Below are 15,506 nucleotides of genomic sequence, written 5' to 3'. Positions count from 1 at the left end.
TGGTGGGGGGATGCGGACGTCCCAGGTGATGAGCGAGGCCGACTTCGGGTCGCTGTACCGACGGCTGAGGGACGCGGCACCCGGCGCCGGCGCGGGCCGGGGCGCCCTGGAGACGATCACCGAGGCACAGGTGCTGGCGGCCGTCCGCGAGGTGCGGTCCGGACGCGCGGTGTCGCTCGCGGCCCCCGTGAACACGCGTGTCGCACCGGACGACGCCGAACCGGCGGAGCACCGGCTCACCGCTCCGGAAGGCGGCCGCCCTCGTGCGAGCGGCCTGGATTTCGCGCGCGACCGCTTTGCCATGAACGTTCACGGTGACGTGAACTGCCACCTCGACGCACTGTGCCACGTCATCTACGACGGCACGCTGCACGGCGGTCTGCCGGCGGCGGACGTGCTCTCGCCGGACGGCGCCGGCGCCCTGTCCGTCGATCTGGCCCGCGACGGCATCGTCGGCCGTGGGGTTCTCCTGGACATCCCCCGGCTGCACGGCGTGCCCTGGCTCGAACCCGGGACGGACGTGACCGCCGACGACCTCGCTGCCGCCGAGGCCGAGCAGGGGCTCCGAGTGGGCAGGGGCGACATTCTTCTCGTGCGGGTCGGGCACCGGCTGCGGCGCGAGGAACTCGGCCCCTGGGACGTGTCCGGCGCTCGCGCCGGGCTCCATCCGGCCGCCATGGAGTTCCTGGCGGAGCGGGAGGTGTCCGTACTCGGGAGCGACGGCAACAACGACACGGGCCCCAGCGCCGTGCAGGGGGTCGCGTACCCGGTGCATGTGCTCGCCGTCCACGCGATGGGACTGCATCTGCTCGACTATCTGCGGTTCGAGGACCTCGCGCCGGTCTGCGCCCAGGAGGGCCGCTGGTCCTTCCTCTGCGTGATCGCCCCGCTCCGGCTGCCCTCGGCCACCGGCTCCCCGGTCAATCCGCTCGCGATCCTGTGACGGGCGGCCCGACCCGGACGGAGAAGCCCACCGCGCCCCGACTCACCCGTACAGCCCAACTCGCCGGGTAGATCACCCGGAGCTACGTTGGTGAGCGGGGTGGGATGGCGGCCGGGGTGACGTCTCCTTCACCCCGGGCAGGACCGGACGAGGCTCCGAGGGCGGTGGCCTGCATGACCGAAGCGCGGCACTACGACGTCATTGTCATCGGCACCGGTGCGGGCGGTGGCACCATCGCCCACCGGCTGGCGGGCACGGGGAAACGGATCCTCCTTCTCGAGCGCGGCGGCTATCTGCCCCGCGAACGCGACAACTGGGACTCGACCGCGGTCTTCGTCAAGGGCAAGTACCGCGCTCCGGAGTTCTGGTTCGACAAGAACGGCGACAAATTCCCGCCCGAGGTCAACTACTACGTGGGCGGCAACACCAAGTTCTACGGCGCCGCGCTCTTCCGGATGCGCCCGGAGGATTTCGGCGAGATCCGCCACCACGACGGCATCTCGCCCGCCTGGCCGCTGCGCTACGAGGACTTCGAGCCCTACTACACGCAGGCCGAACACCTCTACCTCGTGCACGGCCGGCACGGCGAGGACCCCACCGCGGGTCCCACCAGCGCTCAGTACGCCTACCCGCCGGTCCAGCACGAGCCGCGTATCGAGCAGCTCAGCCACGACCTGGAGAAGCAGGGGTTGCACCCCTTCCACCTCCCGATCGGCGTGAATCTCACCCAGGACGACCGGGGCCGGGCCGTCCACACCAGCGCCTGCATCCGCTGCGACCGGGTCGACGGCTTCCCCTGTCTGGTCGGGGCGAAGTCCGACGCCCAGGTCATCTGTGTCGACCCCGCTCTGGAGCAGGCCAACGTCGAGATGGTCACCCAGGCGGACGTACGGCGCCTCGAGACGGACGCGACGGGCCGGAGCGTCACCAAGGTCGTCGCCACCGTGGGGGACGGAGACCCCGCCACCGTGGAGTTCAGCGCCGACATCGTGGTGGTGGCCTGCGGCGCCGTCAACTCCGCCGTCCTGCTCCTGCGTTCGGCCGACGACCGGCATCCGCAGGGTCTGGCCAACAGCTCGGACGTGGTGGGCCGGCACTACATGCGGCACAACAACATGGCCCTCATGGCCGTGTCCCGGGAACCGAACGACACCAAGTTCCAGAAGACTCTGGCGCTGCACGACTGGTACCTGGGATCCGACGACTGGGACTACCCCCTGGGCGGGATCCAGATGCTCGGCAAGTCCGACGCCGAGCAGATCCACGGCGAAGCGCCCCGCTGGGCCGGGGCGGTAGCCCCGGACATGCCGTTCGAGGTGCTGGCCCACCACGCGGTCGACTTCTGGCTGTGCGGGGAGGACCTGCCGGCCGCCGAGAACCGCGTCACCCTGGACCGGGACGACGGGATCCATCTCGCCCTCGACGAGAAGAACAACATCGCCGGGCTGGAGCGCCTGCGGCACAAACTGCAGGGTCTGCTCAGCCACTTGGGCATGCACGAACACCATCTCCTGTCGCGCAGCATCTACCTGCACAAGGGGATGCCCATCGGCGCCACGGCGCACCAGGCGGGCACGGTCCGCTTCGGCAGGGACCCCGCGACTTCTGCCCTGGACGTCAACTGCAAGGCCCACGACCTCGACAACCTCTACGTCGTCGACACGAGCTTCTTCCCGAGCATCGGAGCGGTCAATCCCTCGCTGACCGCCATAGCCAACGCCCTGCGGGTCGGCGACCACATCGCGGAGCGGCTGCAATGACCTCCCGCCCCCCGGCCGACGGCAGCATTTGGCACCGTACGCCGCAGGAGAGAGCCGCACTCGGCAAGGCGGCCCGGAGTTCCGTACCCCGCTCCAGCCAGGCCGAGTTCGCCCCCACGGAGAAGCGGCCCGATCCGGTGGACGTCATCGAGGCGCAGTCGGCGAGGCGGGTGCCCGAGCTGGTACCGATCCGCTACGGGAGGATGACCGAGTCACCCTTCCGTTTCTACCGGGGGGCCGCCGCCATCATGGCCGGGGACCTGGCCGGGACCCCGCGGTCCGGGATCACGGCGCAGCTGTGCGGTGACGCGCACCTGCTGAACTTCCGGCTGCTGGCCTCGCCCGAGCGCCGCCTGATGTTCGACATCAACGACTTCGACGAGACCCTGCCCGGTCCGTGGGAGTGGGACGTCAAGCGGCTGTCCGCCAGTCTCGTCATCGCGGGCAGGGGCAACGGCTTCAGCGCGAAGGAGCGCGCCGGCGTCGTACGGGCGACGGTGCGGTCCTACCGCGAGTGGATGCGAGAGTTCGCCACGATGGGCAATCTTCCCGTGTGGTACGCCCAGTTCGAGGAGCAGGGGGTGCAGTCCCGGTTCGTCCAGGACATGAGCGCGCGGGCCCGCGGCGTCTGGTCGGATGCGGTGGTGAAGGCACGCACCCGGGACAGCCTCCAGGCTTACCGCAAGCTCACCCACGTCGTCGACGGTGAGGTCCGCATCGCGCCGGATCCGCCGCTGATCACCCCGTTCCAGGACCTGCTTCCGGACGCCGAGCGCGGCGCGCTGGAGAAGCAGATCCGCCGGCTGCTCGAACGGTACTCGAAGACCCTGCAGGCGGACCGGCGGTTTCTGCTGGAGCAGTACCGGATCGTCGACATGGCCCGCAAGGTGGTCGGCGTCGGCAGCGTGGGCACCCGTTGCTGGATCGCGCTGCTGCTCGGCAGGGACGGCGAGGACCCGCTGTTCCTGCAGGCCAAGGAGGCCGACGAATCGGTGCTGGCACCCTTCGTCGGCGCCGGCCGCTTCCGGTCGCAGGGCGAGCGCGTGGTCTCCGGCCAGCGGCTCATGCAGGCCACGAGCGACATCTTCCTGGGCTGGGAGCGAGCCGACGGCATCGACGGCCGCCGACGGGACTTCTACGTCAGGCAGCTGCGCGACTGGAAGGGCATCGCCGAGCCCGAGAGCATGCTGCCTCCCGGACTGCAGGCCTTCGGTGAGATGTGCGGTGCCTCGCTGGCTCGCTCGCACGCGAGGTCGGGTGACCGGATCGCCATCGCCTCGTATCTGGGCAGCGGCGACGTCTTCGACCGGGCGCTCGTGACGTTCGCCGAGCTCTACGCCGACCAGAACGAGAGGGACCACCAGGCACTCGTCGACGCCGTCCGTACGGGACGGGTCACGGCGGCAGCGGCCTGAGCAGGGGACCAGCAAGGAGACCGCCATGGATCGCTACCCGCCCATCGCCGACCACGGACTCATCGGGGACCTGCAGACCGCGGCTCTGGTGTCGTCGCACGGCGTGATCGACTGGTTCGCGGCGCCGCGTTTCGACTCGCCCAGCGTCTTCGCCGCGCTGCTCGACCACGACGGCGGCGGCTACTTCCTGCTCGCGCCGGACCACCCCGAGGGGACCTGGAAACAGCTCTACTACCCGGACACCGCCGTCCTGGTGACCCGCTTCATGTCTCCCGACGGAGTCGGCGAGATCATCGACTACATGCCGGTCCAGCCGGGAACGCAAGCGACCGACCGGCACCAACTGGTAAGGGTCGCCCGCACGGTGCGCGGCACCGTGCGATTCGAGCTCGCGTGCCGGCCGCGGTTCGACTACGCGCGGGCCGACCACCGGCTCGACCTCACGCCCGAACGGGCGACGTTCCACGCCCCGGGCGCGACCGCCCACCTGCAGAGCGACATCCCGCTCGAACAGGACGGGAACGACGTCCGGGGCGCCCGCACGCTCAACGCCGGAGAGGCGGCCGCCATGGTGTTCACCATGTGCCCGCCGGGCGGAGAGGCGCCACCACCAACCACCATCGAAGGGGTCACCGAGGCCATCTTCGAGAACATCGACTTCTGGCAGCTGTGGGTGCGCACCTCGCGCTATCGCGGCCGCTGGACGGACACGGTGTACCGCTCCGCCATCACACTCAAGCTCCTGACCTACGCCCCCACGGGCGCTCCGGTCGCCGCCGCCACCATGGGGCTGCCCGAGCAGGTCGGGGGTGAGCGCAACTGGGACTACCGGTACACGTGGGTGCGCGACGGGTCCCTGTCGATCCGGGCCCTGCTCGATCTCGGCTTCGTGGAGGAGGCGACCCACTTCATCCGCTGGCTCGGCGACCGCCTCCACGCCCATGAGGGACCGGACGACGAACCTCTGCAGATCATGTACCGGGTAGACGGTGACCCTCATCTGACGGAGGAGATCCTGGAGCACTTCGAGGGGTACCGCGGCTCCTACCCGGTCCGGGCCGGCAACGCCGCCTCCGACCAGCTGCAGCTCGACATCTACGGCGAGGCCCTGTACGGCCTGGCCGAGGGCCGTGAGGTCGGCGAGCACGCGGGCTATCACGGGTGGAAGGGCCTGGCGGCCACCCTGGACTGGCTCGCCGACTCCTGGGACCGGCCCGACGAAGGGATCTGGGAGACCCGGGGCGGACGCAAGGACTTCACCTACAGCCGGGTGATGTGCTGGACCGCCTTCGACCGTGGTCTGAAGCTGGCGGCCGAGTTCAGCAGGCCGGCCGACACCGCGCGCTGGACCCGCGCCCGGGACGAGATCCTGGAACAGGTCATGGAACGCGGCTGGAACGAGAAGGAGCAGGCTCTCGTCCAGTACTACGGAGGCGACGTCCTGGACGCGTCCCTCCTGCTCGCCCCCCGGGTCGGATTCATCTCCCCCCGAAGCCCCGGCTGGCTCACCACCCTGGACGCCATGGACCGGGTGCTCGTCTCCGACAGCCTGGTCTACCGCTACGACCCCCAGGCGTCTCCCGACGGACTGCGCGGCAGCGAGGGAACGTTCAGTCTCTGCACGTTCCTGTACGTCGACGCCCTCGTCCGCGCGGGGCGCCTCGCCGAGGCCCGCTATGCCTTCGAGAAGATGCAGACCTACGCGAACCACGTCGGCCTGTTCGCCGAGGAGATAGGCCCGAGCGGAGAACAACTCGGCAATTTCCCGCAGGCTTTCACCCATCTGTCCCTCATCATGGCCGCCACTACGCTCAACGAGGCGCTCGACCGGCTCTGGCGGATCCCCGACTGAACCCCGACCCGCGCACACCCTTCGCGTGGTCCAGCACCCCATGGCGCGGTCGGGTACCCGCGGCCGACGAGCCCGCCTCCGATCGGGCGAAGATCCTCAGTCGGTCAGCCCAACGCGGGCTCACTCCCGCTGCGGCTCCCCGTCCACGGTGTTTGTGTGGCGCCTGAACCTCCGGGCCACGGCCCGGCTGATCCGGGCCAAGCAGTGGAGGAGACAGCCATCGTGAGTGCCACCGAGGGCGCACCGCAGAACGTGATCCCCGCCCATCTGCTCAAAGGGCAGAAAGCGCTGGTCACCGGCGCCAACTCCGGGATCGGCCGGGCCACGGCCGTCGCCCTGGGCCGGGCCGGCGCCGACGTGGCCGTGAACTACGTGGCCGGGCGCGAGGACGCCGAGCAGGTGGTCGAGGAGATCACAGCCCTCGGCGTGCGGGCGGCGGCCTACGAGGCGGACGTGTCCGACGAGGGCCAGGTCGTGGCGATGATGGACCGGATGGTCCAGGAGTTCGGCACGATCGACATCCTGGTCGCCAACGCCGGACTGCAACGCGACGCCCCGTTCACCGAGATGACCGTCGCCCAGTGGCAGAAGGTGCTGGACGTCAACCTCACCGGGCAGTTCCTGTGCGCGCGCGAGGCGACGAAGGAGTTCCTCCGGCGCGGCGTCGTGCCCGAGGTCTCGCGTGCCGCCGGGAAGATCATCTGCATGAGTTCGGTGCACCAGATCATCCCGTGGGCGGGGCACGTGAACTACGCCTCCTCCAAGGGCGGTGTCCAGATGATGATGGAGACCCTCGCCCAGGAACTCGCCCCGAAGAAGATCCGGGTGAACGCGGTCGCCCCCGGCGCCATCAAGACCCCCATCAACCGCAGTGCCTGGGAGACCCCGGAGGCCCAGAAGGACCTCCTGCGGCTGATCCCCTACGACCGTATCGGCGATCCCGAGGACATCGCCCACGCGGTCGTCGGCATCGCCTCCGACCTCATGGACTACGTCGTGGGCGCCACCCTCTTCGTGGACGGCGGGATGACCCTCTTCCCCGGCTTCGCCACCGGCGGCTGACCAGCCCCGTTCCCGTCGGCCCACCGAGAGACGCCCATGCACTTCACGGTCACCCTGCTGGCGGACACGCCGGCGCAGATGCTCCCGGCCAGATCCCAGATGGCCTTCACCCTCGCCTCCCACATCATCCTGGTGCCGCTGGGCGTGGCCCTGCCGCTGATCACACTGATCATGCACGGCTACGGTCTGCGCCGCGACGACGAGACCGCCCTGCTGCTGGCGCGCCGCTGGTCGGCGGTGATGGCGGTCCAGTTCGCCATCGGCGTGGTCACCGGCACCGTGCTGTCCTTCGAGTTCGGGCTGCTGTGGCCGGGCATGATGGGCAGGTGGGGCGATGTCTTCGGCATCGGCTTCGGGGTCGAGGCGTGGGCCTTCTTCCTGGAGGCCGTCCTCATCGCCATCTACCTGTACGGCTGGCGAAGGCTTCCCGCCCGCACCCACTTCCTGCTCGGACTGCCCCTGCCCTTCGCGGCCCTGCTCGGCGCCTTCGGCATCCTGGCCGCCAACTCGTGGATGAACACCCCGCGGGGCTTCACCCTGGACGCCGCCGGCAACCCCGTCGACGTGAAGATCTGGAAGGCGATCTTCACGCCCATGTTCGGTCCGGAGTACTGGCACTTCGTCATGGCGATGTTCGTGACGGCGGGCTACGTCGTGGCCGGCGTCTACGCCGTCGGCTGGTTGCGCGGGCGTCGGGACCGGTACCACCGGCTCGGTTTCGCGATCCCCTTCACACTGGCCGCGGTGTGCACACCGGTGCAGTTCATGCTCGGTGACTCCATCGCCCGGCAGGTCTTCCACAAGCAGCCGGTGAAGTTCGCGGCCATGGAGATCGTCTGGAACACCGACACCCATGTCCCCGAGTACCTGTACGGCCGGCTGCATCCGAACGGGACCATCTCGGGCGGCATCAAGATCCCCCAACTCGACTCGATCCTCGCCGGTTTCCGCCCGGACACCAAGGTCACCGGTCTGACATCGGTACCGGCCGGCGACCGGCCGACGGCCGCCGAAGCCACCATCACCCACTTCGCGTTCGACACCATGGTCGGCCTCGGCTCGCTGCTGCTCCTGCTCGCGCTCTGGTACGCCCTCGTGTGGCTGCGCCACCGTCGGCTGCCGGCCTCCAAGTGGTTCTACCGCAGTGCCGCGTGCGCGGGCGTGGCCTCCGTCGTCGCCGTCGAATGCGGCTGGATCACCACCGAGGTGGGACGCCAGCCGTGGATCGTGTACCAGAACATGCGCGTCGCGGAAGCGGTGACGTCGACCCGTTCCACCAGCTTGTGGATCATGTTCGGGCTGGTCGTCCTGGTGTATGTCCTCGTCTTCGGGTCGTTCCTGGTGGTGCTGCTGAAGATGCGTGCACGCTGGCGGCTCGCCGACGAACGAGGCGGACCGCAGACTCCGCCGGAGGCGCCGGAGACGGACACGCCGTACGGGCCGCGCTCGGCGGTCGGGTCCGCGGGCACGCCCGGACCCGGAGGCGACGCGACCACCTCGTCCAAGGGGGGCCGGACGTGATCGCCGGAGTCATCGCCGTCGTCCTGCTGCTCGCGGTCGCCGCGTACGCCTGCGGTGGCGGCACCGACTACGGAGCCGGCTTCTGGGATCTGACCGCCGGCGGAGCGGAACGCGGCAAGCGCCCCCGATGGCTGATCGACCACGCGATGGCTCCGGTGTGGGAGGTCAACAACGTCTGGCTGATCTTCGTCCTGGTCATCATGTGGACGGGCTTTCCCGTGTTCTTCCAACGGGTGTTCACGGCGATGTGGCTGCCGCTGGCGCTGGCCGCCGTCGGCACCGTGCTCCGCGGGGCCGGCTTCGCCCTGCGCAAGCCCCTGACGAGGCTGGCCGGCCGACGCCTGTACGGTGCGATGTTCGCCATCGCCTCGCTGCTGACGCCGTTCTTTCTGGGCGCCGCGGTCGGGGGAGTGGCCTCGGGCCGGGTGACCGCGGCCGCGACGGCGTCGACGGACGCCTGGGCCAACCCCACCTCGCTGCTGTTCGGCCTGCTCGCCATCGCGGTCACGGCGCTGCTCGGGGCCGTGTTCCTGGCCGCCGACGCCCGGCGCTTCTCCGCGCCGGACCTCGACGGCTACTTCCGGCGGCGGGCACTGGCGGCTCTGGCGGTCGTCGCCGTACTCGCCGTGATCACCCTGGTCGTCACGCACGGGGACGCCCCTTATGTGTGGCACGGGCTCACGCACGGCGTGGGACTGGTCTTCGTGATCGTGGCAGTACTGGCCACCCTCGCGACCGCATGGCTGCTCACCCGCCCCTCCGCGGACTGGTCCCGGGTCACGGCGGTCGGGGTGGTGGCCTCGGCCGTCATCGCCTGGGGCATGGCCCAGCGCCCCTACCTGATCCCGACCTCACTCACCGTGGCCGAGGGGGCGGGTGCGCACACCACACTGCGCTGGCTGGGGCTCGTCACCCTCGTCGCTTTCGTGCTGGTCTTTCCCGCGGTCGCCCTGCTGTACTGGCTGGACACCCATGGCGAGCTGGAGGGTCTCACGGACGCCGAGCTGCAGCGCGGCGGAGCGGGCGACGAGGGGTGACCTCGTGTGCGTGTGTGGGGGCCCTGGCGATCGGGCCGACACAGGCCCGGATCGCTACTGCTGCGGCCGCTTGGCGGCACGACGAGCCGCGCGGCGCCACAGATGCCGCTGCACGCGCAGGGTGATGACGCCCATGGCCACCAGAACGACCACGTTGAGCAGGAGCTGGAACAGTGAGCCCCGCGCCTCGTGCCACTCGGAGAAGGCGAGCGAGACGGCGATGTCCGAGGCGGCGGGGATCGTGGTCACGGAGATGAAGACACCGAGCAGTGCACTGGTGCGTGCCTCGGTGAGCGAGACGACACCGACCACACCGGCGAGGACGGCGACGACGACCGAGAAGACGTCCGGTGTGTCGATGAGATGGGAGACGGGGCGCAGGCCCAGCTCGAAGGCCGTGGACTGCAGGTGGGCAGCCCGCGCCAGCAGGGCGAAGAGCAGCGTGATCGCGATGGCCAGCAGGAAACCGGTCGTCAGCGCGCGGCTCCCCTCCCAGACCCTGCGACGGTTACGACGGTCGAGCCCGAGCGCGATGCTGGTGATCGCGTTGTACTCGGGGCCGACCACCATGGCCGCCACGATGAGGATCTGCGAGTTGGTCATGATGCCCACCGAGCCGATGAGCCCGGCGATGACCAGGAACAGGTAGAAGGACGGCGGGTACGTCCCCCCGGCCCGGATGTGGGCCTCGACCGCGGCCCACAGCGGCGCGTGGACGAGCGCGCTCGGCTGGTCGTCCTCGATCTGCTGTGCACGGTGCGAGAACATCAGGTCGACGTCGTCGACGACGATGGCCCCCGCACGGTCGATCCCCAGCTTGCGCAGGGCGTCCAGCACGCCGTTCGCGGCACCCTTCACCACGTCGCACTCCAGCACGTCACCGTCCGGAACGTGGGCCGACTTCACGACCACCAGGTTGAGGACGCGGTCGTGCGAGGCCAGCAGGTCGACGGCCCGTTGGGTGAGCGCGGGCGGCATGATCATGCGGAAGTGGATCAAGTCCATCCGAGCCTCCTGTGGGGCGCGAACTACCGGTGCGGCTCGGCAACGGCGCGCAGTGCGTCCGCCAGCACCTGCTCCCGGTCGCCGGACGCGTCGATGGTGACGCCCGGCTCGTCGGCCTCCAGCGGATCCAGAATCTCGTACTGGGAATCGAGCAGCTCCGGGGGCATGAAGTGCCCCTTGCGACGGGCGATCCGCTCCGCGGCCACGTCACGGGCCAGAGCGAGATGAACGAACCACAGGTCCGCTCCGGTGCGCCGGAACTGGTCCCGGTACGCGCGTTTGAGCGCGGAACACGTGGCGACACCCCCGTGTCCGCCTGCCGCGGTCGTGCGAATCCACTCCGTGAGAGCTGCCAGCCAAGGCTCGCGATCGGCGTCGTCGAGGGGGTGTCCGGACGCCATCTTGGCGCGGTTGGCCGCAGAGTGCAGGTTGTCCCCCTCAAGGAAGGGCACACCTAGCCGTTGCGCGAGCCGTGATCCCACAGTGGACTTGCCGGAGGACGACACGCCCATCACGATCACCACGCGTGAACCGCCGACCGGGCTGGTCAACGAGCCTCCCTGAGGTGACGGTGGAACACTGGTGCACATCCACTATCACCCGTCATTCCATGACGTGCTGCACGAGCCACCCGCTGTCCCCCGACCGCAGCCGGCTGTCGCGCCAGGAGCCCGCCCGATGACCTCCGCCAAGACCTCGGACAAGGAGCGACTTCTGCTGCCGTTCACGCCGGCCGACCTCGGCGGTCTTCCTCCGGGATGGCATGCGCTCGTCTGGGACGGCACCGGTCGGGCCCCCGACGGCCAGGCCCTGGGCGCCGTCGAGTTCTTCGTCGTCCCTTACACCTTCACCAGCGCGGCGCTGCCCCTGCTGCCGGCACTGCCGGCCCTGCGCGTGCTGCAGTCCCTGAGTGCGGGCGTCGACGACGTGCTGCCCCACCTGCCCGCGGGAGTCACGCTCTGCAACGCCAGAGACGTCCACTCGACCAGCACGGCCGAACACGCGGTGGCGCTGACGCTCGCCGCACTGCGGGGCATCCCCGACTTCGTCCGCTCCCAGGACGCGCAGCGCTGGACAACCGGCTTCCGGCCCGCCCTGGCCGACCGGACGGTTCTGCTGCTCGGCTACGGCTCCATCGCCTCCGCCGTCGAGGCTCGCCTGACGGCGTTCGAGTGCCACGTGATGCGTGTGGCCCGCACCGCACGACAGCTGCCGCAGGGGCCGGTGCACTCCATGGACGAGCTGCCGTCCCTCCTCCCGCAGGCCGACGTGGTGGTGCTGACCGTGCCGCTCACGGACGAGACCCGCGGACTGGTCGGCGCACGGTTCCTGGCGCGGATGAGGGACGGAGCCCTGCTGGTCAACATCGCCCGGGGCCCGGTGGTGGACACCACGGCACTGGTCAGCGCCCTGCGCAGCGGCCGGTTGAACGCGGCACTCGATGTGACGGACCCGGAGCCGCTGCCGCCAGGTCATCCCCTGTGGACGACCCCCCACACGTTGATCAGCCCGCACGCGGCCGCGACCACCTCCGCGTTCCGCCCCCGGGCGCTGGCGCTGGTCCGTGCCCAGCTGGCCCGGTACACGGCCGGAGAGCCCCTGGCCAACGTGGTGGCCGCGTCCCAGGACCATGGGGGAGTCCGACGGGCGTGACACGGCGGCGGTGTGCCGCTACGGGGTTGCGCGCACGATCACGAGCGAACCTTCGTGCGTCGGCTGATCGCGCAGGTGGCCGAATTTCTCGCCGCGTCGAACTCGCCGTCGGTGAAGGGGGGATCCTCGGCCACGGCATCGACCGCAGGAGCGAGGTGGGCCGGCGGCCGCCGGCCCCGCATCGTCCTGGACGGAGTCGGCAGTGGTCTCCGTGTTCCACCGAGCAGCCTCCGCCACAGGGCACCGTCAGGAAGTCGCCCTGAGGAAGTCGATGAGCGCCGCATTCACCTCGTCCGGGCGTTCCTGCTGGGTCCAGTGGCCGCAGCCCGCCAGCTCGAGAGGTTTGCGCCGCAGGTTGGGCATCAGGGCGGGCAGGCGCTCGATGAGTTCGGGCGTGCCGGGGAAGGCGGGGACGACGTCACGGTCGCCGTAGACGTACAGGGCGGGCGGGGTGACGACGGCGCCGTGCCACGGAGCGGTCAGTTCCCAGTTGCGGTCGAGGTTGCGGTACCAGTTGAGCGCCCCGGTGAAGCCTTGGGAGAAACTCTCGGTGAGCGCGTCGAGGTCGTCCTCGGTGAACCACACGGGCAGTACCTCGGGGTCGGACATGGTCGCGAGCCAGCCGCGCTCGGGGTCGACCAGCGGCTGCCGGCCCTCGCCGGCGCCGGGGGCATCACCGGAAGCCCAGTAGAAGATCTTCCGCAGAGCGGTGCGCGTGTCCTTCGCGAGCTCGGCGTCGGCGACGCCCGGCCGGTTGAAGTAGTTCCAGTAGAAGCGGCCGCCGAACCGCTCGTCCATGGCGGCCAGCGGGGGCTGGGTACCGCGGAAGGGGGGCGGCACGCTCAGCCCGGCCACCCCCAGCACCAGGTCCGGTCGCAGCAGGGCGGTGTGCCAGGCGACCGGCGCGCCCCAGTCGTGCCCGACGACGTACGCCTGCTCCTCACCCAGGGCCTGGATCAGTCCGACGACGTCGCCGACCAGGTGGAGGATGGTGTAGGCGTCGACATCGTGGGGGTGGTCGCTGCGTCCGTATCCCCGCTGGTCGGGGGCTACCACTCGGAACCCCGCATCGGCCAGGGGGCCGAACTGGTGGTGCCAGGAGTGCCATGACTCGGGGAAGCCGTGCAGCAGCACGACCAAGGGGCCGTCGCCCTGCTCGGCGATGTGCAGCCGAACGCCGTTCACGTCAACCATGCGATGCTCAACCATGCGTCCGAGCGTAGGCGCCGTGATCTTCGGCCGGCGGTTTCATCCGCCGACCGGACCCGAGCCGGGCGCGCCGCTGGGCCGACGGGGGGAGCGCCTGCTCTCTCACGCGCCCCAGAGAGTGACGTACACCGGGGGGCGGAACCGGGAGGGCGGGACGCCCGCTCCGGGTGCGCGCATGATGCGGGTCGCCGCGGGCGTGTGCAGGAAGTGCAGGAACGCGTCGGTGGCCGGGGAACGCTGCTCCGGCTGCAGGACGGTGGCGTGCCACGTGGCGTCCGACGGCGTGGCCGGGGTCTCCAGGATGCGCAGCTCGTCCCGGAGGATGCGGGGTGACACCAGATGGGCCAAGGCCGGTGCCACTCCCGCGCCCCCGGCGGCGGCCGCCCAGGTCGCGGCCTGGTTGGGGAACACCCACACGTGTCCTTCGGCCACTCCGAGCCGACGCAGCAGCCGGCCGGAGTCCGCGTCCGGATCGGTCCCGGAGGAATCGACCAGCCACGACCACTGCGGCGGCGGACCGGGCGGCCGCGGCGACCTGGCGCCGGCCACCACGACCAGCTGGGTGCGGAACAGCGGCTCGCTGACCAGCTCGCCCCTGCGGGCGGCACCGAGATACGGCCCGAGCGCGACGTCGGCCAGCCGGTTCTCCACCAGCACGCGTATCTCGTTGCCGGTGGCCACCCCGAACGAGGTCTCGGTCCTGCGCCCCGACCGACAGGCGAAGGCCTCCACGAGCGACGGAAGCACGAACTCGGCCAGCGTGCTCGTGGCGACGACCCGCAGTTCGTCGGGCGCACCCCGTGCCGCCCGCACCGCGGCCTCGGCATCCGCGCTCAGTGCGACCATCCGCGACGCGACCGGCAGCAGCCGCGCCCCGGCGGGCGTCAGCCGCATCCCACCCCCGCCGGTGCGCCGGATGAGCGGATCGCCGAAGTGGGTCCGCAGCGCGGCGAGCGCCTGCGACACCGCGGACTCGCTCACGTCCAGAGCCCGCGCCGCGGCGCCCACCGAACCGAGCCGGGCAACCAGCACGAAGGTGCTGAGCTGCGTGACGGTCACCGTCCGATTTTCTCGCGTTTGAGGTGATAAGTGAATGCTTATCCACCCATTGCATGGCCGGTACGGAAGAGCGCAGCATCACTTCAGCAACGGGCACAGCGATCCAGGAGGGCCCGATGCAAGTACCGGCCGCATTTCAGTACGAGAGGGCCACCAGCCTTGAGCAGGCCATCGAGCTGCTCACCCGGTACGGCCCCGAGGCCCGGGTGGTGGCGGGCGGACACAGCTTGCTGCCGATGATGAAGCTGCGGCTGGCGCAGCCCGAAGCCCTGATCGACATCAACGGCCTCGGCGAGCTGGCGCTGATCCGGGTGGACGGGCACGACCTGGCCGTCGGGGCGATGGTCCGCCACGCGGAGCTGCTCGCGTCGCCGGTCGTCGGCGAGCACTTCCCCATCCTGCGGGACGCGGAACGGGTCATCGCCGACCCGCTCGTACGCAACCGTGGCACCGTGGGCGGCTCGCTGTGCCAGGCCGATCCGTCGGAGGACCTGTCCGCGGCGTTCTCGGCACTGCGGGCGACCCTCGTCGCCCAGGGGCCCGCCGGCAGGCGCACCATCGCGATCAGGGAGTTCTTCCTGGGACCGTACGAGACCGCGCTGAACGAGGCGGAGCTACTGGTGGAGATCCGGGTGCCCATCCGTTCGCACGCCAGCGCCTACCGCAAGGTCGAGCGCCGGGTCGGCGACTGGGCCGTCGTCGCCGCGGGAGCGGTGCTGGAGATCTCCGGTGGGGTCGTCACCGAGGCCGGGATCGGCCTGACCGCGGTGGGCGCCCCACGGTTCGTGGCCGAGCGGGCCGAGGACTTCCTGCGCGGCGGGCGGCCGGACGACGAGGCCTTCGCCGAGGCGGGCCGGATCGCCGCGCAGGAGTGCAGGCCGACGGCCGACCAGCGCGGCCCGGTCGACTACAAGCGGCATCTGGCCGGGGAGCTCACCACGCGGGCGCTGCGCGCCGCCGCCGCACGTGCCCAGGGGCAGGAGGCGTGAC

At 70.6% G+C, this 15,506-nt stretch carries 13 protein-coding genes; 9 read left to right on the top strand and 4 right to left on the bottom strand.

Annotation, left to right across the window (positions count from 1 at the left end; genetic code table 11):
• Positions 1–10: 10 nt before the first annotated feature.
• The 7 genes from ACIF83_RS08090 (at position 11) to ACIF83_RS08060 (ending at position 9,590) form a co-directional block, all read left to right on the top strand.
• A complete protein-coding gene (locus ACIF83_RS08090) occupies positions 11–943 on the top strand; it encodes a cyclase family protein (RefSeq protein WP_393470638.1) in 933 nt (310 codons plus the stop codon).
• A gap of 173 nt (positions 944–1,116) precedes the next feature.
• Positions 1,117–2,703, top strand: a complete 1,587-nt coding sequence (locus ACIF83_RS08085) for a GMC oxidoreductase (protein WP_399724508.1) — start codon at positions 1,117–1,119, stop codon at positions 2,701–2,703.
• Complete coding sequence (locus ACIF83_RS08080) at positions 2,700–4,118, top strand: DUF2252 domain-containing protein (protein ID WP_398137839.1); 1,419 nt, start codon at positions 2,700–2,702, stop codon at positions 4,116–4,118. Before ACIF83_RS08085 ends, ACIF83_RS08080 begins: the two co-directional genes overlap by 4 nt.
• Positions 4,119–4,143: 25 nt before the next feature.
• On the top strand, positions 4,144–5,970 hold the full coding sequence (locus ACIF83_RS08075; RefSeq protein WP_399724505.1) for a glycoside hydrolase family 15 protein: 1,827 nt from the start codon (positions 4,144–4,146) through the stop codon (positions 5,968–5,970).
• A 222-nt stretch (positions 5,971–6,192) separates the two neighbouring features.
• On the top strand, positions 6,193–7,032 hold the full coding sequence (locus tag ACIF83_RS08070) for an SDR family oxidoreductase (RefSeq protein ID WP_398137841.1): 840 nt from the start codon (positions 6,193–6,195) through the stop codon (positions 7,030–7,032).
• 36 nt (positions 7,033–7,068) lie between these two features.
• Positions 7,069–8,553: a cytochrome ubiquinol oxidase subunit I gene (locus tag ACIF83_RS08065; protein ID WP_393470650.1), complete on the top strand. Its 1,485-nt coding sequence runs from the start codon at positions 7,069–7,071 to the stop codon at positions 8,551–8,553.
• Positions 8,550–9,590, top strand: coding sequence for a cytochrome d ubiquinol oxidase subunit II (locus ACIF83_RS08060; protein ID WP_399724502.1), 1,041 nt, complete (start codon positions 8,550–8,552; stop codon positions 9,588–9,590). The genes ACIF83_RS08065 and ACIF83_RS08060 overlap by 4 nt, the downstream gene beginning before the upstream one ends.
• Positions 9,591–9,644: 54 nt before the next feature.
• Here the strand turns inward: ACIF83_RS08060 and ACIF83_RS08055 are convergent, their stop codons facing one another.
• Positions 9,645–10,595: a DUF389 domain-containing protein gene (locus ACIF83_RS08055; RefSeq protein ID WP_393470655.1), complete on the bottom strand. Its 951-nt coding sequence runs from the start codon at positions 10,593–10,595 to the stop codon at positions 9,645–9,647.
• Positions 10,596–10,618: 23 nt separating this feature from the next.
• Positions 10,619–11,146: a gluconokinase gene (locus ACIF83_RS08050; protein WP_393470658.1), complete on the bottom strand. Its 528-nt coding sequence runs from the start codon at positions 11,144–11,146 to the stop codon at positions 10,619–10,621.
• Between the two features lie 127 nt (positions 11,147–11,273).
• Here ACIF83_RS08050 and ACIF83_RS08045 point away from each other — a divergent pair, with 127 nt between their 5' ends.
• Complete coding sequence (locus tag ACIF83_RS08045; protein ID WP_393470661.1) at positions 11,274–12,248, top strand: 2-hydroxyacid dehydrogenase; 975 nt, start codon at positions 11,274–11,276, stop codon at positions 12,246–12,248.
• 246 nt (positions 12,249–12,494) lie between these two features.
• Here ACIF83_RS08045 and ACIF83_RS08040 read toward each other — a convergent pair whose 3' ends face one another.
• Both ACIF83_RS08040 and ACIF83_RS08035 read right to left on the bottom strand, forming a co-directional pair.
• Entirely contained in the window at positions 12,495–13,457 is a 963-nt protein-coding gene (locus ACIF83_RS08040) for an alpha/beta fold hydrolase (RefSeq protein ID WP_399724497.1), read from the bottom strand.
• Positions 13,458–13,559: 102 nt separating this feature from the next.
• Positions 13,560–14,516, bottom strand: a complete 957-nt coding sequence (locus ACIF83_RS08035; RefSeq protein WP_393470667.1) for a LysR family transcriptional regulator — start codon at positions 14,514–14,516, stop codon at positions 13,560–13,562.
• Between the two features lie 116 nt (positions 14,517–14,632).
• Here ACIF83_RS08035 and ACIF83_RS08030 point away from each other — a divergent pair, with 116 nt between their 5' ends.
• The gene (locus tag ACIF83_RS08030) at positions 14,633–15,505 is read left to right on the top strand and encodes an FAD binding domain-containing protein (RefSeq protein WP_393470670.1); all 873 of its coding nucleotides are present in this window, start codon (positions 14,633–14,635) and stop codon (positions 15,503–15,505) included.
• Position 15,506 lies beyond the last annotated feature (1 nt).

This window comes from Streptomyces sp. NPDC085866 (assembly GCF_044541035.1).
In the GTDB taxonomy this organism is placed as follows: Bacteria; Actinomycetota; Actinomycetes; order Streptomycetales; family Streptomycetaceae; genus Streptomyces.
This window is presented reverse-complemented; position numbering and strand designations above follow the sequence as displayed.